The sequence below is a fragment of the Pseudomonas sp. BT76 TE3572 genome (genome assembly GCF_050435365.1).
GTDB lineage: Bacteria > Pseudomonadota > Gammaproteobacteria > Pseudomonadales > Pseudomonadaceae > Aquipseudomonas > Aquipseudomonas fluorescens_W.
This window is the reverse complement of the sequence record NZ_JBNDKE010000001.1, coordinates 6170076-6192862: the sequence shown is the minus strand read 5'-3', so window position 1 is coordinate 6192862 and position 22787 is coordinate 6170076. Positions and strand designations below refer to the sequence as shown.

At 58.8% G+C, this 22787-nt stretch carries 23 protein-coding genes and 1 tRNA gene; 7 read left to right on the top strand and 17 right to left on the bottom strand.

Going from position 1 to position 22787, the window contains the following annotated elements:
- Positions 1-94 precede the first annotated feature (94 nt).
- The 5 genes from ABH912_RS28290 to ABH912_RS28270 all read right to left on the bottom strand — a co-directional run bounded on the left by ABH912_RS28290 (position 95) and on the right by ABH912_RS28270 (position 5592).
- The gene (locus tag ABH912_RS28290) at positions 95-388 is read right to left on the bottom strand and encodes a YcgL domain-containing protein (protein WP_007898694.1); all 294 of its coding nucleotides are present in this window, start codon (positions 386-388) and stop codon (positions 95-97) included.
- Complete coding sequence (gene rnd / locus ABH912_RS28285) at positions 385-1518, bottom strand: ribonuclease D (RefSeq protein ID WP_033054042.1); 1134 nt, start codon at positions 1516-1518, stop codon at positions 385-387. Before rnd ends, ABH912_RS28290 begins: the two co-directional genes overlap by 4 nt.
- A 123-nt stretch (positions 1519-1641) precedes the next feature.
- Positions 1642-2304: a class I SAM-dependent methyltransferase gene (locus ABH912_RS28280; RefSeq protein ID WP_033054044.1), complete on the bottom strand. Its 663-nt coding sequence runs from the start codon at positions 2302-2304 to the stop codon at positions 1642-1644.
- A 75-nt stretch (positions 2305-2379) separates the two neighbouring features.
- Positions 2380-4029 carry a phosphoethanolamine transferase gene (locus ABH912_RS28275; RefSeq protein WP_429512211.1) on the bottom strand — a complete coding sequence of 550 codons (1650 nt, stop codon included), beginning with the start codon at positions 4027-4029 and terminating at the stop codon, positions 2380-2382.
- 180 nt (positions 4030-4209) lie between these two features.
- On the bottom strand, positions 4210-5592 hold the full coding sequence (locus ABH912_RS28270; protein WP_033054048.1) for a glutamine synthetase family protein: 1383 nt from the start codon (positions 5590-5592) through the stop codon (positions 4210-4212).
- Between the two features lie 405 nt (positions 5593-5997).
- On the opposite strand from ABH912_RS28270, the gene ABH912_RS28265 reads away from it, so the two are divergent.
- From ABH912_RS28265 to ABH912_RS28255, 3 genes are all read left to right on the top strand, one after another.
- Positions 5998-7182, top strand: coding sequence for a cyanate transporter (locus tag ABH912_RS28265; RefSeq protein ID WP_429512209.1), 1185 nt, complete (start codon positions 5998-6000; stop codon positions 7180-7182).
- Between the two features lie 15 nt (positions 7183-7197).
- Positions 7198-8115: a DMT family transporter gene (locus ABH912_RS28260; protein ID WP_429512208.1), complete on the top strand. Its 918-nt coding sequence runs from the start codon at positions 7198-7200 to the stop codon at positions 8113-8115.
- A 131-nt stretch (positions 8116-8246) separates the two neighbouring features.
- Complete coding sequence (locus ABH912_RS28255) at positions 8247-9182, top strand: LysR family transcriptional regulator (protein ID WP_033054051.1); 936 nt, start codon at positions 8247-8249, stop codon at positions 9180-9182.
- 3 nt (positions 9183-9185) lie between these two features.
- Here the strand turns inward: ABH912_RS28255 and ABH912_RS28250 are convergent, their stop codons facing one another.
- The 4 genes from ABH912_RS28250 to ABH912_RS28235 form a co-directional block, all read right to left on the bottom strand.
- Positions 9186-9551 (bottom strand): 5-carboxymethyl-2-hydroxymuconate Delta-isomerase, encoded by a 366-nt coding sequence (locus tag ABH912_RS28250; protein WP_033054052.1) that lies wholly within the window; start codon positions 9549-9551, stop codon positions 9186-9188.
- Between the two features lie 69 nt (positions 9552-9620).
- Positions 9621-10532: a LysR substrate-binding domain-containing protein gene (locus ABH912_RS28245; protein WP_033054053.1), complete on the bottom strand. Its 912-nt coding sequence runs from the start codon at positions 10530-10532 to the stop codon at positions 9621-9623.
- 170 nt (positions 10533-10702) lie between these two features.
- Positions 10703-10894 carry a YegP family protein gene (locus tag ABH912_RS28240; RefSeq protein ID WP_008074435.1) on the bottom strand — a complete coding sequence of 64 codons (192 nt, stop codon included), beginning with the start codon at positions 10892-10894 and terminating at the stop codon, positions 10703-10705.
- A gap of 290 nt (positions 10895-11184) precedes the next feature.
- Positions 11185-11529 (bottom strand): hypothetical protein, encoded by a 345-nt coding sequence (locus ABH912_RS28235; protein ID WP_429512206.1) that lies wholly within the window; start codon positions 11527-11529, stop codon positions 11185-11187.
- 329 nt (positions 11530-11858) lie between these two features.
- Between ABH912_RS28235 and ABH912_RS28230 the strand changes: the two genes are divergently transcribed.
- Entirely contained in the window at positions 11859-13025 is a 1167-nt protein-coding gene (locus ABH912_RS28230; RefSeq protein ID WP_429513170.1) for an MFS transporter, read from the top strand.
- Positions 13026-13140: 115 nt separating this feature from the next.
- Here the strand turns inward: ABH912_RS28230 and ABH912_RS28225 are convergent.
- The 5 genes from ABH912_RS28225 to dapA all read right to left on the bottom strand — a co-directional run bounded on the left by ABH912_RS28225 (position 13141) and on the right by dapA (position 16830).
- Positions 13141-13230, bottom strand: a tRNA-Ser gene (locus ABH912_RS28225).
- 83 nt (positions 13231-13313) lie between these two features.
- Complete coding sequence (purC, locus tag ABH912_RS28220; protein ID WP_008034929.1) at positions 13314-14027, bottom strand: phosphoribosylaminoimidazolesuccinocarboxamide synthase; 714 nt, start codon at positions 14025-14027, stop codon at positions 13314-13316.
- A gap of 28 nt (positions 14028-14055) precedes the next feature.
- Positions 14056-14814, bottom strand: coding sequence for an MBL fold metallo-hydrolase (locus tag ABH912_RS28215; RefSeq protein WP_008153089.1), 759 nt, complete (start codon positions 14812-14814; stop codon positions 14056-14058).
- 4 nt (positions 14815-14818) lie between these two features.
- Entirely contained in the window at positions 14819-15934 is a 1116-nt protein-coding gene (gene bamC, locus ABH912_RS28210) for an outer membrane protein assembly factor BamC (protein WP_033054057.1), read from the bottom strand.
- A gap of 17 nt (positions 15935-15951) precedes the next feature.
- Positions 15952-16830, bottom strand: a complete 879-nt coding sequence (dapA, locus tag ABH912_RS28205) for a 4-hydroxy-tetrahydrodipicolinate synthase (protein ID WP_033054058.1) — start codon at positions 16828-16830, stop codon at positions 15952-15954.
- Between the two features lie 328 nt (positions 16831-17158).
- Here dapA and ABH912_RS28200 point away from each other — a divergent pair, with 328 nt between their 5' ends.
- Complete coding sequence (locus ABH912_RS28200; RefSeq protein ID WP_046055714.1) at positions 17159-17719, top strand: glycine cleavage system protein R; 561 nt, start codon at positions 17159-17161, stop codon at positions 17717-17719.
- Positions 17720-17729: 10 nt separating this feature from the next.
- Complete coding sequence (locus ABH912_RS28195) at positions 17730-18203, top strand: peroxiredoxin (RefSeq protein WP_429512204.1); 474 nt, start codon at positions 17730-17732, stop codon at positions 18201-18203.
- Positions 18204-18241: 38 nt separating this feature from the next.
- Here ABH912_RS28195 and ABH912_RS28190 read toward each other — a convergent pair whose 3' ends face one another.
- Positions 18242-19312, bottom strand: coding sequence for an AI-2E family transporter (locus tag ABH912_RS28190; protein ID WP_033054061.1), 1071 nt, complete (start codon positions 19310-19312; stop codon positions 18242-18244).
- Between the two features lie 31 nt (positions 19313-19343).
- A complete protein-coding gene (locus tag ABH912_RS28185; RefSeq protein ID WP_123366784.1) occupies positions 19344-19583 on the bottom strand; it encodes a sulfurtransferase TusA family protein in 240 nt (79 codons plus the stop codon).
- A gap of 98 nt (positions 19584-19681) precedes the next feature.
- Between ABH912_RS28185 and ABH912_RS28180 the strand changes: the two genes are divergently transcribed.
- The gene (locus ABH912_RS28180) at positions 19682-21115 is read left to right on the top strand and encodes a M48 family metalloprotease (RefSeq protein WP_429512201.1); all 1434 of its coding nucleotides are present in this window, start codon (positions 19682-19684) and stop codon (positions 21113-21115) included.
- 76 nt (positions 21116-21191) lie between these two features.
- Here ABH912_RS28180 and ABH912_RS28175 read toward each other — a convergent pair whose 3' ends face one another.
- Positions 21192-22622: a DegQ family serine endoprotease gene (locus ABH912_RS28175; RefSeq protein WP_033054064.1), complete on the bottom strand. Its 1431-nt coding sequence runs from the start codon at positions 22620-22622 to the stop codon at positions 21192-21194.
- Positions 22623-22787: the final 165 nt, after the last annotated feature.

The window sequence follows — 22787 nt, the reverse complement described above, 5'->3', positions numbered from 1 at the left end:
GACGGCCGCCGATGGAGTAAAGCTCCATCGCCCTGGCCATCGCCAAAATCATTCCAGTGTTTCATAAAGGCTCTGAACAGAGCCTGTCTGCCGGTCACATCGGGTCGTTGCGGCGCAGCAATTCTTCCGGCAAGTGTTCGATGTACTCGTCTTCGGCCGGCGGCATTTGCAAGTGGTAACCCTGCTTCTCAAGGTTTTCCAGGACCACGGTGATGTCCTCGCGCGACAGTTTGCGCTCGGGGGTCAGCACCAGGTCGAAGGCGTGATGCGGTTTGCCGAAGGCGGCCATCAGACTTTCCGGGACCCGCTCCAGTGCATCGCTTTTGAGCACATAGAGGTACATCTCGTTTTTCTTCAAGCTTCGATAAATGGAGCAAATACGTTTCAAGGCTGTTCTCCGGCGGTGGCCAGGCTGTCGAGCAGCGCCTGGCCCATCAATTCGCGGCGCCAGCCACGCAGCGAATCAGGCAATTGGTAGGGACCGTTGGGATAGCCACTCTTGAGCAGCGCTTCCAGGGTTTTCTTGCGCAGCATCAGCTCCGGCGCAATGTTCAGGCGTTCTGCTTCGGCCTGGCCGATCGCACGCAGCTGTTTGACCAGCGTGGCGGCATCCACCGGCAAAGGCTCCGGCACTGCTGGCGGCCATTGATCAGGCGACACACTGCCAGAGCGTTTGATCAGATCAAGCAGAAACTCGCCGTCCTGACGCACGGTACGCGGGTGCATGTCTTCGATTTTCGCCAACGCGCCGAGGTTGTCCGGCTGAGTCCGCGCCAGCGGCCACAGGGAATGCTCACGCACGATGCGGTTGCGCGGCAGATCACGGGCGCGGGCTTCACGCTCGCGCCAGGCGCACAGTTCACGCAACACGGCGAGCTGGGCGCGGGAAAGCTTCCAGGCCAGCTTGGCTTCGCGGTAGACCTCATACGGATCAACTTCGCGGCGCAGGTTGGCCACCAGCTCGGCGCCGTCTTCCAGGACCCAGGCGTACTTGTCGTCAGAAAGCTTCGGACGAAGCTGTACGAAAACTTCCGCCAGGTGCAAAGCATCTTCGGCGGCGTAGCTGATTTGGGTGTCGGAAAGCGGACGTTGCAGCCAGTCGGATCGGGTCTCGCCCTTGGGCAGGTCGATGCCGAGCACTTCCTGCACCAGCCGCGAATAGCCCATGGAAAAACCGAGGTTCAGGTAAGCGGCGGCCAACTGAGTGTCGAACAGTGGCGCCGGCAGGCTGCCGGTCAGGCGCAGCAGGACTTCGAGGTCTTCGCTGCACGCATGGACGACTTTGACCACGGCCGGGTTTTCCAGCAACGCGGCCAGCGGCTGCCAGTTGTCGATGCTCAGTGGATCAATCAGGTAAGCGCGTACGCCATCGCCGATCTGCAGCAGGCCTGCAATCGGATAAAAGGTGTCGACCCGCATGAATTCGGTGTCGAGGGCAACGAATGGCAGCTGCTGCCACTCGGCGCAAAACTGACCGAGGCTATCGTTGTCGCGAATCCAGTGAATATCGATGGCCACACGGCTCTCCCTTGAAGAATGGCGCGCAGTATATATCGCCCCCGGCGATTTCCGCGCATTCACTGAACAAGAGCTTTAGCGAAAATGCCTGCCTGACGGCAAGAAATGTCTGACAAGCGGATACTAGCCGGCCTTACGCAGTACGTAGACGCGCATCCGCGCACAGCCGGGCAAGAAGTCCTGATGACTGAGCAAGCGCAGACCTGCGCGCTTGAACTCGGCTTCCACGTCGGCCTTGCTGGCCAGCGGTCGGGCCGGAACGCCCTGTTCATCCGTGCGCCGGCCTTTGAAATGAGCATCGACCCGTACCGCCACAATCACCGTATCGCGACTGACCCGATGGAATTCCTTAAGCATGGCCAAGCGATGCTCGGGGCAGGCGATGTGTTGAAACAGTTGCATGCAAAAAATGCAGTCAACCGCATTCGCCGGCAAGCCGATGTTGAACGCTGAACTCTGAAAGGTCTTGACCCGTTTCAGCAGATTCTGCGGATGGTGGGTGCGGGCATGATCGAGTATGTCCTGCGACGGGTCGGCCGCGAGAATCACCCGGTTGGCATGCTCGGCCAGTACCGGCCAGAAGCGCCCGACACCGCAGGCTAAATCGAGAACCAGGCCCGGCTCGCCAGCAGCCTTGAGCGCGCTACGCACCAGTTGCTCTTCACGCCAGAACGTCAACCGCCCGGCCAGGCCACGCGGTCGCGGCTGAAGACAGACGCGGGCATGCTCCTGATCGTAGCGCCGGGCGATCTCAAGCTCGATGGCGGATGGGGATTGAGCGGACATGTGCAATGGTTCTCGGGAGGGAACTCCAACCGACCGCAAGTTAGCGGCCGGTGCGTGAAAAAAAGGTTGAAGCACTCACTCTCTGGCCAACACGCCGTCGATCACCGCTCCGCGACACCCGGCAAACATATCCAGGTCCTGGTTGTAGACCTTGCTCTTGACCTCCAGCAAACCGAGCATCGAATGGAACAGGTTGTCCTGGCTCAAGGGCTTTTCGCGACTCAGTTGCAGGCAATGGGTGTCCACCGAGAACGACTTTTGATAGCTGTCGGAAAACCAGGCCAGCATCGCAACATGCTTTTGTTGTTCCGGCGCGAGCATGTAAGGCGTGCCATGCAGGAACAAGTTGTACTCGCCCAGGGATTCGCCATGGTCCGACAGATAGAGCATCGCGGTGTCGACTTTCTCCTGATTTTTACGCAACAGATCGATCAGGGTGGACAGCACGTGGTCGGTATACACCAGCGTGTTGTCGTAGCCATTGACGATACTTTCGCGACTGCAATTGTTCAGGGCGTTACTTTCACAAACCGGGGTGAAGCGCTCGTATTCTTTCGGGTAGCGCTTGAAGTATTCCGGACCGTGACTCCCCATCTGGTGCAACACCAGTACCGTGTCTTTATCCAGGGTATCGATAAAGTGCTGCAAACCCTGCAGCAGGATTTCATCGCGGCATTCGCTATTGGCACACAGCACCGGGTCTTTCAGGTTACTGACGTCGTCGATGGTTACCCTATCGCAAGTGCCTTTGCAGCCCGATTGGTTATCACGCCAGATCACGTCGAGACCCGCGCGTTTGAGTACGTCCAGCAGGCCTTCCTGGTTCTTGGCCTTGCTGGCGTTGTAATTCTTGCGGCCCATGTCGGAAAACATGCACGGCACCGACACCGCTGTTTCCGTCCCGCAGGAGTGCACGTCGGTGAACGCGATCAGGCCGGCTTCTTTAGCCAGTTTGGGTGTGGTGTCACGGTTATACCCCAGGATCCCGAAGTTCTCGGCCCGGGCACTTTCGCCCACCACCAGCACGGTCAGGGATTTGCGGCTGTGGGTTTGCCAGGCGGGATTTCGCTGGGCATCTTCGCCCAGTTTGACGAAGGGTTGCCGCGCAGACGCGACCTGCTCACGCAGAAAGCCGGCCGAGGCGCCGATGTAGTTGCTCGGCACCACCATCAGGCGCAACTCATGGTGATTGCGAAACAATGAGGACAAGCCTTGATAGTTAACCAGTGCGACACCACCGATCACCGCAACTGACGCGACACTCACGAGAACCTTACTGAGCAGTTCACGGTGCCAGCGACGGTAACTAATCGGCGTCTTCCATAACAAAATGGACGGCAAAACACCGAGCAAGACAATATAAACAAGCAATTTGATCGAGAGTAAGTCACGCACTTCCGTCGCATTGGTTTGAGCAAAGTTACGCAACATGCCGGTGTCAATCAAAACACCATATTGGCTCATGAAATACGCCACCCCGGCGCTGATCATGAACATCAGGGTCAAGACCGGTTTGAGCACAGGCCGGAACGCGAGCAGGGTCAGCACAATGTTGAAGGCGGCCAGAATCATCAAGCCGAAAGCCACGCGCATGACGATGCCCTGACCGTCAGATGCCGTGATTTCAAACAGGTGTTTCCAGAGAACAAGATTGAAGCCCGTTAATAGAAAGGCACTGGCAATCAGTGTCACCCACTCGGGGCGCACGGCTTTAATCTTCAACATGATGATCGGCGGGTCCTGAAAAGAGGTGCCTTCGGTAAATGTGAAAATTTCGTTTACCGCGACAGCACTAATTTTAGGTAGCCAGCCATCAATTTTTTGTGAAAAAGAAGCCAACGATTAGTTGGCTCGTGGCACCAGGCCAAAAATTATTGGCTTATTTGAGAATGGTTCATGTTCTGCTCAGGCTTGATGCAAATACCAACGCCAATCCTGTTCGCCGACTTCGCCCATGAACTGTCGATACTCGGCACGCTTTACCGCCAGGTAAACGCCGAGGAACTCACCGCCAAACGCTTCCCGTGCCCAGCTCGAACCTTCCAGCGCCCGCAACGTGGTCAGCCAGTCAGTCGGCAACAGTTCCGTGGCCTGGGCGTAGCCATTGCCCTCCACCGGCGCGCCAGGATCGAGTTGTTCGCGAATACCGCGATGGATCCCGGCCAGAATCGCCGCAGCCGCCAGATACGGGTTGGCGTCGGCGCCACAGATGCGGTGTTCGATATGCCGGGAAAACGCCGGCCCGCCGGGCACGCGCAAACTCACGGTACGATTGTCCACGCCCCACGTGGGTGCCAGCGGCGCATAGCTGTTGGTCTGGAAGCGTCGGTAAGAGTTGGCGTTCGGACAGAACAGCAGCAATGAATCGAGCAACGTACTGAGCATTCCGCCGACCGCCTGTTTGAGCAGTGGCGTGCCGTCCGGGGCTTCGCTGGCGAACAGGTTGTTGCCCTCCTTGTCCGCCAGGCTGACGTGCATGTGCATGCCAGTGCCCGCCAGGTCATCGAACGGTTTGGCCATGAAACACGCGGTCATCCCGTGTTTGTGCGCCACGCCTTTGACCAGTCGCTTGTAGCGCACCGCCTCGTCCATCGCCTGCAAGGCGTCGGTGCGGTGTTCGAGGGTGATTTCCACTTGCCCCGGCGCGTATTCGGAAATCGCCGTACGCGCCGGAATGCCCTGGAGTTTACAGGCGCTGTAAAGATCAGCCAGAAACGGCTCGATTTGCTCCAGCTCACGCAAACCGTAGACCTGAGTGCCACGCGGCCGTCCACCATCGACATCCCGTGCCGGTTGCGGCCGACCATTGCTGTCGCGCTGCTGATCCAGCAGGTAAAACTCCAGCTCCGCCGCCATCACCGGGTAATAGCCGTCGGCCTGCAAACCTTCGATGACTTTTGCCAGCAGATGCCGTGGATCGGCAATCGTCGCGGGCATGCCCTCCTTCGGGTGCATGCTGACCTGCACTGCCGCCGTAGGAATCAGCCGCCACGGCATGCGCGTCAAACTGCCGCTGATCGGGTACGCCCGGCAGTCGATATCGCCAACGTCCCAGACCAGACCGGAGTTTTCCACGTCATCGCCATTGATGGTCAGGCCAAGAATGGTGCTCGGCAATGGCCGCCCGCTTTCGTACACCGCCAGCAATTCATCGCGGTGCAACAACTTGCCCCGAGGTACACCGTTGTTGTCGAGGATGAACAACTCGAACATCTCGATATCCGGGTTCTGTTCCAGAAAGGTCAGGGCTTCTTGCTTGGAGGCGAAAGATGTCGTGGCAACACTCATGGGAATTCTCTTATTTCCGCGTCAGGCAAACGCACAGGCGTCGCCGCTTTGATCCCGGCGCATAGCGCGGGACCTGTAAGAACAATCAACGGGAAATGCAGGAATCCGGTGGGCGCGCGTGACGGCAGTGCCACAGCGCCCAAAAGGCTAATTCGGAGGGAAGTGCGACGGGACAACCGTCCATAGATAAAACCGCAAAGAACAGATGACCCGCAGCGTCACACGGGAGGTTAAGTCGTTAAATCGGGATTTGAAGAACTTTGGTTGCAGGTTGGCTAAACATTCACATTGGGGCTCGCGTCGCTGCAGAACTATTTAATTTCTAAATACTGCTCCGGACTTTCTGATTTGCGGCCCGCAGGCCTGGCGCGCCTAATCGGCTCCTTGTCATTCAAGGTCCGATCGATGGAAAACGTTCGCGCAATCTCCCGCCCCGCCCTCTGGCTGATGTTCAGCATCATGCTTGTCGCCCTGAACCTGCGGCCTTCCATGGCCGCCGTCGGTCCTTTGCTGTCGGCGATTCGCGGCGACATTGCACTGAGTTTCAGCCTGGCCTCGCTGTTGACCATGCTGCCCGTGATGGCGATGGGGCTGGCGATGTTCTTTGGGTTGAGCGTCAGCCAACGAATCGGCGAACAACGCACCGTGGTGCTCTCGCTGCTGATCATCGGCGTGGCCACGGTGTCGCGGTTGTTCCTCGATTCGGCGGCCGAACTGATCCTCAGCGCCGTGCTGGCGGGAATCGGTATCGCGCTGATCCAGGCATTGATGCCGGCGCTGATCAAATCCCGCTTCAGCGATAACGTTTCCGTGTGCATGGGGCTCTACGTCACGTCGATCATGGGCGGCGCAGCGATGGCGGCGTCATTTGCGCCGCTGGTGATGATCCGTACCGGCAGCTGGCGAGCAGGCCTGGCAATCTGGGCGGCACTGGCGCTGGTCGCGTTGCTGTTTTGGTGCGTACAACGTGAAAGGCTCCCGGCGCAGCCCGCTCAGGCGCAGCGCAATGGCGCCTTCTTCGGCAATTCCCGCGCCTGGCTGCTCGCCATTTTCTTCGGTCTGGGCACGGCGTCCTACACCTGCGTGCTGGCCTGGCTGGCGCCGTACTACGTGGAAAAGGGTTGGAGCGAACAAAACGCCGGGTTGCTCCTGGGTTTCTTGACCGCCATGGAAGTGCTGTCCGGCCTGCTGACACCGGCCATCGCCAATCGCAGCCGCGACCGGCGCGTGGTGCTGGTGGTATTGCTGTCGCTGATCATGGCGGGTTTTTGCGGGCTTATTCTCAGCCCGCAGTACCTGAGTCTGTTGTGGCCATGTCTATTGGGGCTCGGCATCGGCGGGTTGTTCCCGATGAGCCTGATCGTGTCCCTGGATCATCTGGACAATCCCCAGCGTGCTGGCGGCCTGACCGCGTTCGTGCAAGGCATCGGCTACCTGATCGCCGGTCTATCGCCGCTGATTGCCGGGTTGATCCGCGATCAGCTCGGCAGCTTCGAATGGGCCTGGTGGTCACTGACCGGCGTCATGACACTGATGATCCTGATGGTATTGCGCTTCGATCCGCGGCATTACGCCCGACACATTCACTGACCCGGACACCCCACCATGAAACACACCGGTTTCGTCGCCGCTCACGTCGGCATGCTGCTCTGGGCACTGTTGATCGCTGCATCGTTTTCTGCGGCAGCACAGGTCAGCCAGGCCATCGACCCGATCCTGCTGACCGGTTTGCGCCTGCTGTTCTGCGCCCTGGTGTTTTTGCCGCTGCTGCTGATCAAGGGCGATACCGCCATGACCGCCCGCGGACTGTCCGGCCATGCCGTGCTCGGTTTACTGCTGGCGGTGTATTTCGGCTCGCTGTTCGAAGCACTGCGCTACACCTCGGCCGTCAATACCGGGACGATGTTCACCTTGGTGCCACTGCTGACATTGCTCTTCGAAGCCGTATTGATGCCCGACAGCAACCTGAAACAGCGGGTGCTGCCGATGCTGATTGCCGCTGCCGGAGCCGTGTTGCTGGTTTTGAAAGGCGCAGGCCCTGGCGAGCTGCCTTCGCTGTATGCGGTGGCGGTGTATGGCGTGGGTTGCCTGGCGATGGCGCTCTACTCACCCCTGAGTCAACGGCTCAAGGCCCGCAGCCTCAAGGGGCGCGGCCCGGTGGGCATGACGTTCTGGAACATGCTGTTCGGCGCGCTGTTTCTGCTGGCATTCTGTGGGTTCAGCGGCGGCTGGCGATCGGCGTCATTGCTGACCGTGAGCGATTTCTGGTGGCTGATTTACCTGGCGGTGTTCGCCACGCTGGCGACCTTCTGGCTGCTGCATCGGGCCATCAGTGTTATCGCCCCCTCCTCGGTCATTTCCTACATTTACCTGAGCACGCTGTTCCTCACATTGTTTCACTGGTTCTGGTTACGTCAGTCGCCACTGCCGCTGGAAATCATCGGCGCGCTGCTGGTGGGCGTTGGCATGTGGGCACTGCTGATGTCCAGCCGCCGCGGGGTGCCTGCAGCCGTTCAGGGCTGAAGACCTCTGGAACCGCCCCACAACTTTCCATGAAAACGCCTACAGGGCATTCTCCTGGCACCATCGTTCCGTTAGGATCTCTCGCACAAGTTTGCGCACAGTCAGCGCAAGGAGCACAGCGAGACAAACGGATGTTGAACAGTAACTTGCTTAGAAAGCTCGATATGCAGGACCTCATGGTGTTTATCGCCGTGTATGAGCAAAGCAGCGTCAGCGGTGTATCCGAGGCGCTCTGCGTCAGCCAGTCCACCGTGAGTTACTGCCTGAAAAAACTGCGTACCAGTTTCGAAGACGAGCTGTTCATCAATACGCGCGCGGGCATGCGCCCTACCTACAAAGCCAGCACCATGTACGCCCACGTGCTGAAGATCCTCGAAAGCATCAACCTGTGTCACGCCGGCGCACCCGCATTCGACCCCACCCTGCAACCCGTCACCTTCAATATCTGCGCACCGGAATACTTCGAGCAGTTGATCCTGCCGCGCCTGTTGAAAAGCTTCGATTTCGCCGACCTGCCAGTGATGGTCAACATGCACAAGTTCGAAACCGACATCCCGGCCGAAGAACTGCGCGACGGCAGCCTAGACCTGGTGATTTGCTTCGGCCCGAACTTTCATCGCAGTCACGGCGATTTCAAATCCCGGATGTTGCTGGAGGACGACCTGGTCTGTGTCTTCGATAAACGTGCCACACCGCCGGAGCCGCGTTTAAGCCTGCAAGCCTTCGTCCAACGCCGACACGTGTTCCCGACACCCTGGACGTCCACCACCAACATGGTCGACGGCTGGCTGGCGCAGCAGGCGCAAAAACGGCAGATCGTTGCGCGTTCCAACAGCTACAGCGCGGCACTGAAGATGATCACCGGCACCGACTTCATCCTGACCCTGCCTCGGCGTATCCAGCAATTGCTGGCCAACGACGCGATCTTCAATCATTGCGAAGCGCCCAACGGCTTGCCGGGTTTCAGCCTCGACATGCAGTGGAGCCAGAATGTCGATCAGGACAGCGCCAACACCTGGCTGCGCGAGCAAGTGGTCAAGGCCTGCACCGAGCAGGAAATGGCCTGAAACTCAGTGGCTGATGGCAATCTTGGTGTAGGACTCTCGATCGATGTCGAGGATTTCCACGGCCAGCTGGACTTCAATGTCCGTCGGCCAATTACACAGATCCTGCACGACGGCCAGCAAACTTTCGGACAACTGCTTCTTGATCTGCGGTGAGCGACCGCTCAACAGTGCCAGCTTCACATGCACAAAGGCTCGCTCACCTGACACCGTGCCGACCTTGAATGTCTCAACCTTCACCGCTCGGCTCTTGATGTCGTATTCGGCAGCAAACTGACCGGAAGCCACCAACGCATTGTTGAGCCGGATCAACGCCAGGTCGGCATTGAGCTCGGGCAGGTTGGCGGTGTATTCCATGTGCAGGTGAGGCATGACTGAGCTCCTGAAAGTGGGCAGAAAGGTCGTACATATAACACAGCACCGCCCTCACTCGGGCAGTGGCTACTCCGCGCGTTCACTCATGAACGCCTCCAGCCGCGACCTCAACCAGCGCTCGGCAGGGTCGGTATCGACATGACTGAGCCAGACCATGGACAGATCCAGGGTCGGCGTCTTGAACGGGAACGGTTCCTTGAACAGCTGGCCGGACGCGGCCATCGCTTCGGCGGCGTAGTCCGGCAGGCTGGCGATCAGATCGGTCCCGGCGAGCAAGGCCGGTAACGAGCTGTATTGCGGCACGGAAAGGACGACCTGGCGCGTACGACCAATCTCCGCCAGCCACTCATCGGCGTAACCACTGACATTGGCGGTGTGGGAAACCAGCACGTGTGGTCGCGCGCAATACTCATCGAGCGTCAGCGGTGTGTCCGATGCGTCCGCGCGCAAAATGCAGGGCAGGATGTGCCGCAACAACTTGCGCTTGGCGTTGGCCGGCAGCCCGCGAGTCTGGCTGATACCAACGGTGATATCGCCGGACGCCAGCAAATCCGGGATCCGCCAGTAATCGACATGCTGCACCACGAACACCACCTTCGGTGCTTCATGGCGCAAGGCGCGCAGCAACGGCGGCAGCAGGCCAAACTCGACATCGTCCGACAGCCCGATACGAAAGGTCATGGTGCTGCTGGCGGGGTCGAAATCATGGGTCAGGCTCAACGCCACCGACAACGAATCCAGCGCCGGAGACAGGTGCAGAATAATCTCCTCGGCCCGCGCCGTCGGCTCCATACGATGCCCGACACGTATGAACAGCGGGTCGTTGAACATCGTGCGCAAGCGATTGAGCGCCGAACTGATGGTCGGCTGGCCGAGAAACAATTTCTCCGCCACCCGGGTGACGTTGCGTTCGAGCATCAGCGTTTCAAACACCACCATCAGGTTGATGTCGGCCTTGCGTAGTTCGTTACGATTCATCCACTGACCCCTCTCCCAAATCTGATGACAGTTTAGGTAGGCGTCGCAATCGGCGTCTATGCGACTCAAGCAGTTTGCGTTTTATCCGGATTCAGGCAGCGGCACTCGCAACCGTAAGACCGCCCGTTGAAACGAAGCTGCTCTGACTGAGCAGCTTCACCGTCTGAAGCCTAGATTTCCTTGACCGGGGTCTGATCGTGGGTCCCTTTGATCAAACTGATGGCATGCACACAATCAGACTTGTTGACGTAAGCCTCCCCGCTGGCAATCGTTTCATGGTTTCCCGCCCTCAAACGCCACCGCCATTGACCTTTGCCGGTCTGTGCGATGCCACGGGTTTGCCTGTAAATCTCAAAATACATTACTCGCTCCTTGCGATTGCTGATGACGGCAGATCAGTGATCTGCGAAACCAGAGTAGATGAGGTTTTTTTGCGGCAACGGGTTTCAATGTCAGGGGATGTTTCGCAGATACAGCCTTGATTGGCGGGACGTCCAATAGATTCGGGGGGCGGTAAATTGGGTGACTGCGTTGAGTAACTTTTCCCTTGCAGATGCATATTTTTCTTACGCTGCAGTGCTGTCTGTTCCGACGCAAAAACACTGAGTCGAGCCTTTGGTGATCGCCCGGTAATACATGCCATACAGACTGTTCACTGATTTTTCTGCTGAGTTGAATCGTCAGCTGACAGGGCCAATGGCTGTTCTTCCATCAGCACGGCATCTTCCTCAAGTTCTGTTTGAGGTTGAACCGCTACCGTGGTGGTGACTGGGGCCCGATGGGGCAGGAAAACCCGTACAACCCGTTCAATCAGTGAAAGGATTCCATAGGTGATGAAGCCAAAGATCAGTCCGACAACCACAATGCTTAAAGGGTGCATCTGCTCTGCGTCGGGACTTTCCAACATGTAGCTAAAAGCCTGGACTGCAACAGCCAGGCAGGCTGCAAATGCTGCCACCAGCTTCACAAACACCCAAAACCGTCGCCATCTGTTCATGCACTCACCCGTCATCCGGTGATTTGCTCTGTATTGCATGATAGCTAATGACCAGGGTTACACCGAAAGTCAGAAAAAACTCATGAGGGATCGCTGACAGAAAGGCGACTCTGTTCAACAGATTGCGCAATCTGTTGATCGAATTCACTCATCGATACAGCGTATCTTGGCGGAGGTAGCGGCAACGCGGCTGCAGGGGTGCGAGGCGCTATTAGAGGCCTATGCCAAACAGGCTTTCGAGGCTCATGATGAAAACCACTGACAAGTCGGATGGCACTTCGGTTACTGCGCCAATCAAGAAGACGTCAACCGGCAACGTCTGGCGCACCATGCCTGGCGGCATCTGGGCGTTGGGCTTCGTCTCGATGCTGATGGACATCTCCTCAGAGATGATCCATGCATTGTTGCCGCTCTATATGGTCACAGTACTGGGTACCTCAGTTCTGGCGGTGGGTCTCATCGAAGGCATCGCCGAGGCTACGGCCTCGATCACCAAGGTATTCTCAGGGGCACTCAGTGATCGGTTGGGCAAGCGCAAACTGCTCGCGGCGCTGGGCTATGGACTGGCAGCATTGTCCAAACCGATTTTTCCTTTGGCGGGCTCGCTGGAGTGGTTGACCGGCGCTCGCTTTATCGACCGCATTGGCAAAGGTATTCGCGGCGCTCCGCGCGATGCGTTGGTGGCTGACATCACGCCGCCCGAGATCCGGGGGGCAGCTTTCGGCCTGCGACAAACTCTGGATACCGTTGGTGCATTCCTGGGACCGCTGCTGGCGATCGGATTGATGTGGCTGACCGCGAACCACTTCCAGACTGTGTTCTGGGTGGCCGTCATCCCGGCCTTCCTTGCCGTCGCGGTGCTGCTGGTGTTCGTTCATGAGCCCAAACCAGTGGAAGGGACGCACCGGGTGCGGGTGCCTTTGAGCCGACGGGAATTGGCCCGACTGGGCGCTGGCTACTGGTGGGTGGTGGGTGTCGCGGCGGTGTTCACCCTGGCGCGTTTCAGCGAAGCCTTTCTGATTCTGCGCGGCCAGGCCGTCGGGTTGGCGCCGATGTGGGCGCCAGCGGTGCTAGTCCTGATGGGGGTGGCGTATTCACTGTCAGCCTATCCCGCCGGGGTCTTGTCTGATCGTGTCAGCCGCGTGGCGGTGCTCGGCGTGGGTCTGATATTGCTGATTGCTGCCGACCTGACTCTGGCGTTCGCGCCGGGTATCGATGGCCTGGCCGTCGGTGTCGTTCTATGGGGGCTGCACATGGGGTTTACCCAGGGGATATTCGCCGCCCTGATCGCCGATTGCGCGCCGGCTGAACTGCGCGGGACGGCATTCGGCATGTTCAATCTGTTGACCGGGTTGACCTTGCTGCTGGCCAGCGTCATCGCTGGGGCATTGTGGGACACAGTAGGCTTCCAAGGCACTTTCTTGATGGGCGGGGGCTTTGCTGTTCTGACTTTGCTGGGATTGTGGGTGATCCAGGCGAGGGTTCAGATTCGATAGCAAAGAGCGATACCGCCGGGAAAACAGGCGGCCAATTTGCCCTGAAACGAAACGCCAGAAACGAAAAAGCCCCTGAAACTTTTAACAATTTCAGGGGCTTAGTCTTATTCAATAATGGCGGAGAGATAGGGATTCGAACCCTAGGTACCGGTGAAGGTACAACGGATTTCGAATCCGTCCCATTCGGCCACTCTGGCATCTCTCCAACGGCGCGCATCATAACAACACTTTTGCCGGAAGCGAACCCCCTAAGCGAAATTTTTCCGTGCTATCAGATGCTTGCGTCGATTAAAGCGGTACGCCCAGACGATTGGCAACTTCTTCGTAGGCTTCGATGACGTCACCGAGGCCCTGACGGAAGCGGTCCTTGTCCATTTTCTTGCCGGTCGCCTTGTCCCACAGACGGCAGCCGTCCGGGCTGAACTCGTCGCCCAGGACGATGGAGCCGTCGGAGAACACGCCGAATTCCAGTTTGAAGTCGACCAGCAGCAGGCCGGCGTCGTCGAACAGTTTGCTCAGGACTTCATTGACCTTGAGCGACAGTTCTTTCATGCGAACCAGTTGCTCGGCGGTGCCCCAACCGAAGGCCACGACGTGGGATTCGTTGATGAACGGGTCGCCCTTGGCGTCGTCCTTCAGGAACAGTTCGAAGGTGTAAGGGTTGAGCTTCATGCCCTCTTCGACGCCCAGGCGCTTGACCAGGCTGCCGGCGGCGTAGTTACGCACGACGCACTCGACCGGGATCATGTCGAGCTTCTTCACCAGGCATTCATTGTCGCCCAGCAGTTTGTCGAATTGGGTCGGCACGCCGGCTGCTTCGAGTTTCTGCATGATGAAGGCGTTGAACTTGTTGTTCACCATGCCTTTGCGGTCGAGCTGCTCGATGCGCTTGCCGTCGAACGCCGAAGTGTCGTTGCGAAACAGCAGGATCAAGCGGTCAGCGTCGTCGGTCTTGAAAACCGATTTGGCTTTGCCGCGGTAGAGTTCTTCACGTTTTTCCATGATGGGCTCCGCTTGCTAAGTAGGTGGGCTAGGCGATGTGTCGCCAGTCGAGCCCTGAATCTTGATCGGCCAGTTGCAGCCAGTCCGGGTCGCACCCGAGGGTGTCGACAAAACATTGCCGGGCCAGCTGCGGCAGGTTGTTCTTGCTGCTCAGATGGGCCAGGACCAGGTGTTGCAGGCCTTGCCAGCCCAACTCGGACACCAGGAATGCCGCCTGATGGTTGTTCAAATGCCCCAGTTCACCGCCCACCCGCTGCTTGAGAAAGTAGGGGTAGTGACCGCGAGCCAGCATGTCACGGCAATGATTGGACTCGATCATCAACGCATCGAGGTCCCGATAGCCGTCCAGCACCTTGTTGCAATACGAGCCCAGGTCGGTCAACAGGCCGAATCGCCGTTCACCGTCACTGAAGACGTATTGCGTCGGCTCCTGTGCATCATGGGCCACGGCAATGACGCCGATGCTCAGTGCGCCGATCTGCAGTTGCTCGCCGCCAGCCAGAAGGCCAGCCGGTTCAATTGGTTTGCGCATCCCGCGCAGGGTACCGCGACTGAGGTAGACAGGCAGATTGTAGCGCCGAGACAGCAAACCCACGCCATGCACGTGGTCGGCATGTTCGTGGGTCACGAGTATCGCGCTCAACTGCGCAGGGTTCACACCCAGACGCAGCAGGCGTTTTTCGGTTTCCCGCAGGGAGAAACCACAATCCACCAGCACATACGTGTCAGCGCTGGCTATCAGCGTGCCGTTCCCTTGGCTACCGCTGCCGAGAACGGCAAAACGCATGTGATCAGCCCAGGTTATCCTGAATCACGCTCAACACTTTGCGCGCCACGTCTGCTGGCGCCACGGTGTTGATGTTTTTCTCGACGGTGACCTGGACGTTGTCGCCAACCTTGCTCAGGCGAACCTGATAGCGCTCGGCACGGGCTTCAACTTCTTCCTTGCTCGGCGCGCTGCCGAACAGGCCGCTGAAGAAACCAGGTTTCTCGTCTTTCTTCTCGGCTTTTTCAGACAGGTTGATGTAGTACAGACCCAGGCTGCGGTTGATGTCCTCAACGCGCCATTCGCCCTGTTCCAGCGCACGACCGACGCTCGACCATGCACGATCCAGATCGGTGCCGACGTTCAGGACAGGGTTACCGCTGCCGTCTTCGCTCAGGCTGACACGACCTGGCGTATCGGAGTCACGCGAAGCCAGCATGGAGACCGAACCGCCCTTCTCCGAGGTACGGCTCATGCTCGCGAGCATGTCGTCGACCAGTGCCGCGTCCAGGCCAGTGTTGACCGACCGGTTGGTGAAGGCCACGTCGGAGGTGCTACCGGCAGGACGCTCGGCGCTGACCACGTAGATTTCACTGGTGTTGCGTTGCACGCCTGGCTCGATGCGGACCCGCACGCGGGTTTCGCTGTCGGCGCCGACACCGGCTGCGCTCAGGCGCTTGGCCATCGCGGCGGACAGTTCGTCGGAATGCTGCCAGGTGGTGGTGAATTCGCCGGTTTGCGGACGCTGTTCGTCCAGACGGAAACCGTTGTCCTGGAAGAACTGCACGGCCACTGGCCAGGCTTCGGCCGGCGGGTTCTGAGCGACGATCCAGCGCGAATCACCGGTCTTTTGCAGGGAGTAGGCGCTGGCGTCAGCCGATGCCGACAACGGCTGCGGACGAGGAACGATGTACTCGCCCTTGACGGAGTCATCGGCCACGTTGCGTGGGATCGGCAACAGCGGATCCAGACGTTTGGCGGTGCTGACATCCGGCGGCAGTTGCATGGGTGCAGTCTGTTGCGCTTCCAGGTAATCGCTACCGCGGTCACGGAAATAACCTTCCGGGCCCCAGACCCATCCGCAGCCACTGGTGCTGGAGATGATCAAGGCAAGTGCGGAAAGTCCGGCCAATCGCTTCATGCGTAGTACTTCCTCAATTAAACCAGGACGCCGGACTGGCGCATGGCCTGCCGCAGCGGTTCGTGACAGGCAGCACTGAGCCAGGTGAGCGGCAGACGGATACCGTCCGGCATCAAGCCCATTTCATGCAGCGCCCATTTCACGGGGATAGGGTTGGATTCGATAAACAGGGTTTTATTGAGCGGCATCAGCTTTTCGTGAATCGCGCGAGCCGTGACAGCGTCGCCTTTCAGCGCAGCGTTGCACAGGTCGGCCATGTCGCGCGGGGCGACGTTGGCGGTCACCGAGATGTTGCCTTTGCCGCCGAGCAGGATCAGCTCGACTGCGGTGGCGTCGTCACCCGACAGCACCACGAAGTCTTTGCTCACGCCGTCGATGATGGCTTTGGCACGGCTCAGGTCGCCGGTGGCTTCCTTGATGCCGATGATGTTTTTCACGGTCGACAGGCGGATCACGGTTTCGGTCAGCATGTCGCAGGCCGTACGGCCCGGCACGTTGTACAGGATCTGCGGGATGTCGACGGCTTCGGCGATGGCCTTGAAGTGCTGGTACAAGCCTTCCTGGGTCGGCTTGTTGTAATACGGAGTGACCAGCAGGCAAGCATCGGCGCCGGCGGTCTTCGCATTGGTGGTCAGCTCGATGGCTTCGCGAGTCGAGTTGGCGCCGGTACCGGCAATCACCGGAATGCGCCCTGCAACCTGCTTGACCACGTAACGAATCACTTCGATGTGCTCGTTCACGTCAAGGGTGGCCGATTCACCTGTAGTGCCGACGGCCACGATCGCGTGGGTGCCGTTCTGCAGGTGAAAGTCCACCAGTTTGCTCAGGCTGTCCCAGTCGAGACGACCTTGTGCATCCATGGGTGTGACCAGTGCCACCATACTGCCCGCAATCATGCAACCGCTCCTGCCGGAAAAAGAGAGCCGTAATGGTACTGGCGCCAAGATGCTTGTACAAGCGAAGTACTGCGCTGCTGCCATTCCCCTTGGCGCTGCTTTTCGCTACCCTTCAGACTTTGATCGGTACTGATAAGCTCGTACGCCGGGTTCCAGCCTCCATTTTCGGCATCACAAGCCCCGATCCAGCGTTGCCACCCCTCGCTCCTGCCACTCTGGAGCACGTTGCAACCTTCGGCCCGGGTTTTCTGAATTCGCATCCGCAGGCTCGCCCCCGGTAAAAAAAGCCCGTAGAAGTATCGACCGCTCATCGCTTTAGGAATGCTGCATGTCCACCCCCACAGTTCGCGAACAATTCCTTGTCATCAGTGCCCTCGGCGCCAACCCCATGGAGCTGACTAACGTCCTGTGCCGCGCCAGCCATGAAAACCGCTGCGCCGTGGTCACTTCCCGCCTGACCCGTCATGGCGAGTGCAGTGCGTTGATCCTCGAGATCTCCGGCAGCTGGGACGCCCTGGCGCGCCTCGAAGGCAGCCTGTCGAGCCTCGCCAAGAAGCACGCCTTTACGGTCAATGTGGTGCGCAGCGCAGCGCTGGAGAATCGTCCTCAAGCCCTGCCGTACGTCGCTTATGTCAGCTCGGCTTACCGCTCGGACATCATCAACGAGCTGTGCCAGTTCTTCATGGACCACAACGTCGAGCTGGAGAACCTGACCTGCGACACCTATCAGGCTCCGCAAACCGGCGGCACCATGCTCAATGCCACGTTTACCGTGACCTTGCCGGCCGGTGTGCAAATCAGCTGGCTGCGCGATCAGTTCCTGGATTTCGCCGACGCGCTGAACCTGGATGCCCTGATCGAACCGTGGCGCCCACAAAACCCAATGTAAGGAAGCTTTCATGGCCGTTGCCATCGACCAACCGGTTGCCGACTTCGAAGCACCCGCCACCAGCGGGCAGACCGTCAGCCTCGCGAGCCTCAAAGGCAAGCAAGTGGTGATTTACTTCTATCCGAAGGACAGCACACCGGGTTGCACCACCCAGGGTCAGGGCTTTCGTGATCAGCTTGATGCTTTTAAAGCCGCCAACACCGAAGTCTTCGGCGTGTCCCGCGACAGCCTGAAATCACACGAAAACTTCAAGGCCAAGCAGGCGTTCACCTTCGAGCTGATCAGCGACAAGGAAGAAGCGCTCTGCCAGCAGTTCGACGTGATCAAGCTGAAAAAGCTCTATGGCAAAGAATATATGGGCGTTGATCGCAGCACGTTCCTGATCGACAAGAACGGTGTGCTGCGTCAGGAATGGCGCGGTGTGAAAGTGCCGGGCCATGTGGATGCTGTTCTGGCTGCCGCTCAGGCACTAAACAAAGCCTGAATATCTGGCGTCTGTGGGAGCCCGCTCCCACAGGCTCCTTACAACAGCGGCGCCACTATCGGCTCTTTGCGCGGCCACGCATCCAGTACGGCCTTGAACAGGGTCGCTAGCGGAATCGCAAAGAACACGCCCCAAAAACCCCACAGCCCGCCAAACAACAACACCGCGCAGATAATCGCCACCGGATGCAGATTGACCGCTTCCGAGAACAGCAGCGGCACCAGCACGTTGCCGTCCAGCGTTTGGATGATCCCGTAGACCGCCATCAAATAGATGAACTGATCGCTCCAGCCCCACTGGAACAGCGCAATCAGCATGACCGGCACGGTCACCACCACAGCGCCGACGTAAGGCACCACCACCGACACGCCCACCAGCAATGCCAGCAGTGCCGCGTAGTTGAGGCCTAGAACAACGAAACCGATGTAGGTCACGCCACCGCAAATGAAAATCTCGATGACCTTGCCGCGAATGTAATTGGCAATCTGCCGGTTCATCTCATGAGCGACGCGGGTGATCAGCGCCCGCTCACGGGGCAAGTAACCACGCACCCACTGACCGATCATCTCCCGGTCCTTGAGAAAGAAAAACACCAGGATCGGCACCAGCACCAGGTAGATCATGATGTTCACCAGCAACGGCAGACTCGACAGCGAGAATGTCAGCGCCCACTGACCGAACTTGCCAATCTCGCCCCGCGCCACTTCGATCGCCTGCAGCACCTGCTCGTCGGACACCAGATGCGGGTAGCGCTCGGGAAGCAGCAATAACAGCGACTGCCATTTGGCGAGCATGCCGGGTAATTCGTTGAACAGCGTGATCAACTGATGCCAGAGCAACGGCACCACAACCACGATGAACACCAGCAACAGCCCCATGAACAACGCAAAGACCAACCCCACCGCCACCCCGCCCGGCATGCGCAGACGTTCGAGAGTGACGACCAACCCCTGCATCAAATACGCCAGCACCATCCCGGCCAGCACTGGCGCAAGCATGCCGCCCAGCGTTAGCACGGCGGTAAACGCCAGAAACAGCAGGACCGCCAGCACAACGGCCTCTTCATCAGAGAAGTAGCGCTGAATCCAGTCGCGTAACACTTTGAACATCAATAATCCTTAGAAACGAACGCAGCAGAATTCAGGCTTTTTTCAACCAGTAGCGGTAAACACCCGCGTCATCTTCTTCACGAAGCAGCGTATGACCGGCCAATCGGGCAAAGGTGCGGAAGTCGCGCTGTGAGCCTGCATCGGTGGCGATTACCTTCAGCACTGCGCCGCTGGCCAGTCGATTGAGTTCCATCTTGGCCTTGAGCAACGGCAAGGGGCAATTCAGGCCGCTGGCGTCGAGCTCGGCGTCATGGGCTACAGCGTCGGTCATTGCATCACTCCGGGGTCAGGGGGTCGAGCGGCTAGAATATCTGGTCCGAAGCGTAGTGTCCGGCTACAGTAAGGTCTTTGTCGACTAAGGCTTTGTGCATGACTTTTTTGCGCCCTACCCTGCTGACGCTCGCTTGCCTGCTCGCCTCACCGGGCTTCGCCGACGACTTGCCGTCACTCGGCGACGCCAGTTCTGCCATCGTCTCGCCGCAACAGGAACACCAGTTAGGCCGTGCCTGGCTGGCGCTGTTGCGCAGCCAGGTTTCGCAGCTCAACGATCCACAGCTCAAGGACTACGTCGAATCCAGCGTCTACAGGTTGGTCGAGACCAGCCAGGTCAATGACCGGCGCCTGGAATTCATCCTGATCAACAGCCCGCAACTCAACGCCTTCGCGGCACCGGGCGGCATTGTCGGGGTTAACGGCGGCTTGTTCCTCAACGCCCAGACCGAAGGCGAATACGCCTCGGTACTCGCCCACGAATTGGCTCACTTGTCGCAGCGCCACTTCGCCCGTGGCGTCGAAGCCCAACAGCGTATGCAGGTGCCGATGATGGCCGCGCTGCTGGCCGGGATTGTGATTGCCGCAGCTGGCGCCGGCGATGCCGGGATCGCGGCCATTGCGGGTACGCAGGCGGCGGCCGTTCAGGAACAGCGGCGTTTCTCGCGCCAGAACGAACAGGAAGCTGACCGCATCGGCATTCTCAATCTGGAAAAGGCCGGTTACGACCCGCGCTCGATGCCGACCATGTTCGAGCGATTGGCGCGCCAATACCGCTTTGACGCCAAGCCACCGGAATTTCTGCTGACTCACCCGGTGACCGAGTCGCGGATCGCTGACACGCGCAACCGCGCCGAACAGGCAAAACCCGGCGGCATCGAAGACACGATGCGTTATCAGCTGATTCGTGCACGGGTCCAGTTGATCTATGAAGAAACCCCAGGCCTGGGCGCCAAACGCTTTCGCGCCCAGCTTGATGAAAACCAGAAAAATGATGTCGCTCGCTATGGCCTGGCCATCGCCCAGATCAAGGGCGGCCAGCTGAATGAAGCACGGGAAAACCTCAAGCTGCTGCTGGCCAAGTCGCCGAACGAGATCATCTACAACTTGGCGCAGGTCGATCTGGACATTACCAACAATCGTCTGCCGGACGCCCAGTCCCGGGTTGACCGGATGTTGACGCAGTACCCCGGCAACTATCCGCTGAATTCGGTGCGTGTCGATCTGCTGCTCAAGCAGAACCGTGCGCCCGAAGCGGAAAAAGCGCTGGAGAATCTGCTCAAGAGCCGCCCGGACGATCCGGACGTCTGGTACATGGTGGCCGAGACGCGCGGTCTGTCAGGCAACATCATCGGCCTGCATCAGGCCCGCGCCGAGTATTTCGCCCTGGTCGGGGATTACCGTCAGGCCATTCAGCAACTGGACTTCGCCAAGCGTAAGGCCGGTACCAATTTCCCGCTGTCGTCGCGGATCGACGCACGACAACGTGAGCTGATGGAGGAAGAGCGCATGATCAAGGACATGATGGGCTGACGCTTGTCAGAAAAAAATTTCAGACACAAAAAAACCGCCTCTTTCGAGGCGGTTTTTTATTCAGCCAACAACCGGATTATTCAGCCAGTTTGAAGGTGATGAAGCTGGCGCGTCCTTGACGCAGAACCCGCATCGACACCGAGCGGTTCTTCGGCAGCGCCTTGGCGATATCCGTGAACTCCTTGGTGGAACCGATTGCCTGATTGTTCAGGTGAGTGATCACATCGCCTGGCTGCAGGCCAATCAGAGAAGCAGGACCGTCCTGGACTTCCTTGATGACGACACCGCCTTTGAGGTCGTAGGTTTTCTTCTGTTCATCAGTCAGCTCGACCACGGAAACACCCAGGCGGTTACTGCTGCGCTCGGTGCTGGATTTCGGCAGTGCATCCAGCTCTTTGCCTTCTTCCGGGATAGCGCCGACAGTCAACTCGACATTCTTGCGCTTACCTTCACGAATCACTTCCAGATCAGCTTTCGAGCCGGCTTTCAGAGCGCCCACCAGGTGTGGCAGATCGGCGGACATGACAATCGGTTGGCCGTTCATGCTCAGGATCACGTCCCCTACTTGCAGGCCACCCTTGGCAGCCGGGCCGTCATCCTGGATCTGAGCCACCAGTGCACCGGCTGGCTTATCCAGACCGAACGACTCGGCCAGGTCCTTGTTCACTTCCTGAATCACCACACCCAACCAGCCACGGCTGACTTTGCCGCCGCTTTTGAGCTGATTGGAAACGTCCATGGCGACGTCGATCGGGATCGCGAACGACACGCCCATGAAGCCGCCGGAACGGGTGTAGATCTGCGAGTTGATGCCCACTACTTCACCGGCCAGGTTGAACAGCGGACCACCGGAGTTACCCGGGTTGATCGGCACGTCGGTCTGGATGAACGGCACATAGTTTTCGTTCGGCAGGCTGCGACCGATAGCGCTGACGATACCTTGGGTCACGGTATGGTCGAAACCGAATGGAGAGCCAATCGCCACGACCCACTGGCCGGCTTTCAGATCCTGGGATTTGCCTAGTTTCAGGACCGGCAGATCCTTGCCTTCGATTTTCAACAGCGCCACGTCGGAACGTGGATCGGTGCCGATCAGCTTGGCCTTCAATTCGCTGCGGTCGGCGAGACGAACGAGAATTTCGTCGGCATCGGCGATTACATGGTTGTTGGTGAGGATGTAGCCATCAGGCGAGATGATGAAGCCCGACCCCAGGGACTGGGCTTCGCGCTGACGATCACCGCGTGGCGTACGAGGCTGTGGCGGCATGCCGCGCTCAAAAAACTCGCGCAGCATTGGCGGCAAGTCATCAAGGTTAGGCATCTCCTGGCTCGACACTTTGCGGTCCGGCAGTTTCTGCGTGGTACTGATGTTCACCACCGCGGGCGAGGCCTGTTCGACCAACTGTGTGAAGTCAGGCAACTCGGCCGCCTGAACAGCGACCGCCTGACCAAGCACCAGCACGGTGGCAAAAATTGAGAGATAAGACTTCAAGCGTGGTATCGACATACGGCTCCCGTTACGACGAGCATGGTTAAGCGATATGGAGCAAGGAACACCGGGAACGATACGCCGGTATTTTTGTTCCGGGAACAACAAACAAGGCCAGAGCCGAGAGGCTCTGACCTATAGAAAAATTCGGGAATATTTGCAAGTTGAAATGCTCACCAAACA

Excerpts from the sequence above, each read along its gene's own strand:
- ABH912_RS28280 (WP_033054044.1), bottom strand. The coding sequence starts at position 2,304 with ATGTCCGCTCAATCCCCATCCGCCATCGAGCTTGAGATCGCCCGGCGC.
- ABH912_RS28275 (WP_429512211.1), bottom strand. The coding sequence starts at position 4,029 with ATGTTGAAGATTAAAGCCGTGCGCCCCGAGTGGGTGACACTGATTGCC.
- ABH912_RS28270 (WP_033054048.1), bottom strand. The coding sequence starts at position 5,592 with ATGAGTGTTGCCACGACATCTTTCGCCTCCAAGCAAGAAGCCCTGACC.
- ABH912_RS28265 (WP_429512209.1), top strand. The coding sequence starts at position 5,998 with ATGGAAAACGTTCGCGCAATCTCCCGCCCCGCCCTCTGGCTGATGTTC.
- ABH912_RS28260 (WP_429512208.1), top strand. The coding sequence starts at position 7,198 with ATGAAACACACCGGTTTCGTCGCCGCTCACGTCGGCATGCTGCTCTGG.
- ABH912_RS28255 (WP_033054051.1), top strand. The coding sequence starts at position 8,247 with ATGTTGAACAGTAACTTGCTTAGAAAGCTCGATATGCAGGACCTCATG.
- ABH912_RS28250 (WP_033054052.1), bottom strand. The coding sequence starts at position 9,551 with ATGCCTCACCTGCACATGGAATACACCGCCAACCTGCCCGAGCTCAAT.
- ABH912_RS28245 (WP_033054053.1), bottom strand. The coding sequence starts at position 10,532 with ATGAATCGTAACGAACTACGCAAGGCCGACATCAACCTGATGGTGGTG.
- ABH912_RS28240 (WP_008074435.1), bottom strand. The coding sequence starts at position 10,894 with ATGTATTTTGAGATTTACAGGCAAACCCGTGGCATCGCACAGACCGGC.
- ABH912_RS28235 (WP_429512206.1), bottom strand. The coding sequence starts at position 11,529 with ATGAACAGATGGCGACGGTTTTGGGTGTTTGTGAAGCTGGTGGCAGCA.
- ABH912_RS28230 (WP_429513170.1), top strand. The coding sequence starts at position 11,859 with ATGCCTGGCGGCATCTGGGCGTTGGGCTTCGTCTCGATGCTGATGGAC.
- purC (WP_008034929.1), bottom strand. The coding sequence starts at position 14,027 with ATGGAAAAACGTGAAGAACTCTACCGCGGCAAAGCCAAATCGGTTTTC.
- ABH912_RS28215 (WP_008153089.1), bottom strand. The coding sequence starts at position 14,814 with ATGCGTTTTGCCGTTCTCGGCAGCGGTAGCCAAGGGAACGGCACGCTG.
- bamC (WP_033054057.1), bottom strand. The coding sequence starts at position 15,934 with ATGAAGCGATTGGCCGGACTTTCCGCACTTGCCTTGATCATCTCCAGC.
- dapA (WP_033054058.1), bottom strand. The coding sequence starts at position 16,830 with ATGATTGCGGGCAGTATGGTGGCACTGGTCACACCCATGGATGCACAA.
- ABH912_RS28200 (WP_046055714.1), top strand. The coding sequence starts at position 17,159 with ATGTCCACCCCCACAGTTCGCGAACAATTCCTTGTCATCAGTGCCCTC.
- ABH912_RS28195 (WP_429512204.1), top strand. The coding sequence starts at position 17,730 with ATGGCCGTTGCCATCGACCAACCGGTTGCCGACTTCGAAGCACCCGCC.
- ABH912_RS28190 (WP_033054061.1), bottom strand. The coding sequence starts at position 19,312 with ATGTTCAAAGTGTTACGCGACTGGATTCAGCGCTACTTCTCTGATGAA.
- ABH912_RS28185 (WP_123366784.1), bottom strand. The coding sequence starts at position 19,583 with ATGACCGACGCTGTAGCCCATGACGCCGAGCTCGACGCCAGCGGCCTG.
- ABH912_RS28180 (WP_429512201.1), top strand. The coding sequence starts at position 19,682 with ATGACTTTTTTGCGCCCTACCCTGCTGACGCTCGCTTGCCTGCTCGCC.
- ABH912_RS28175 (WP_033054064.1), bottom strand. The coding sequence starts at position 22,622 with ATGTCGATACCACGCTTGAAGTCTTATCTCTCAATTTTTGCCACCGTG.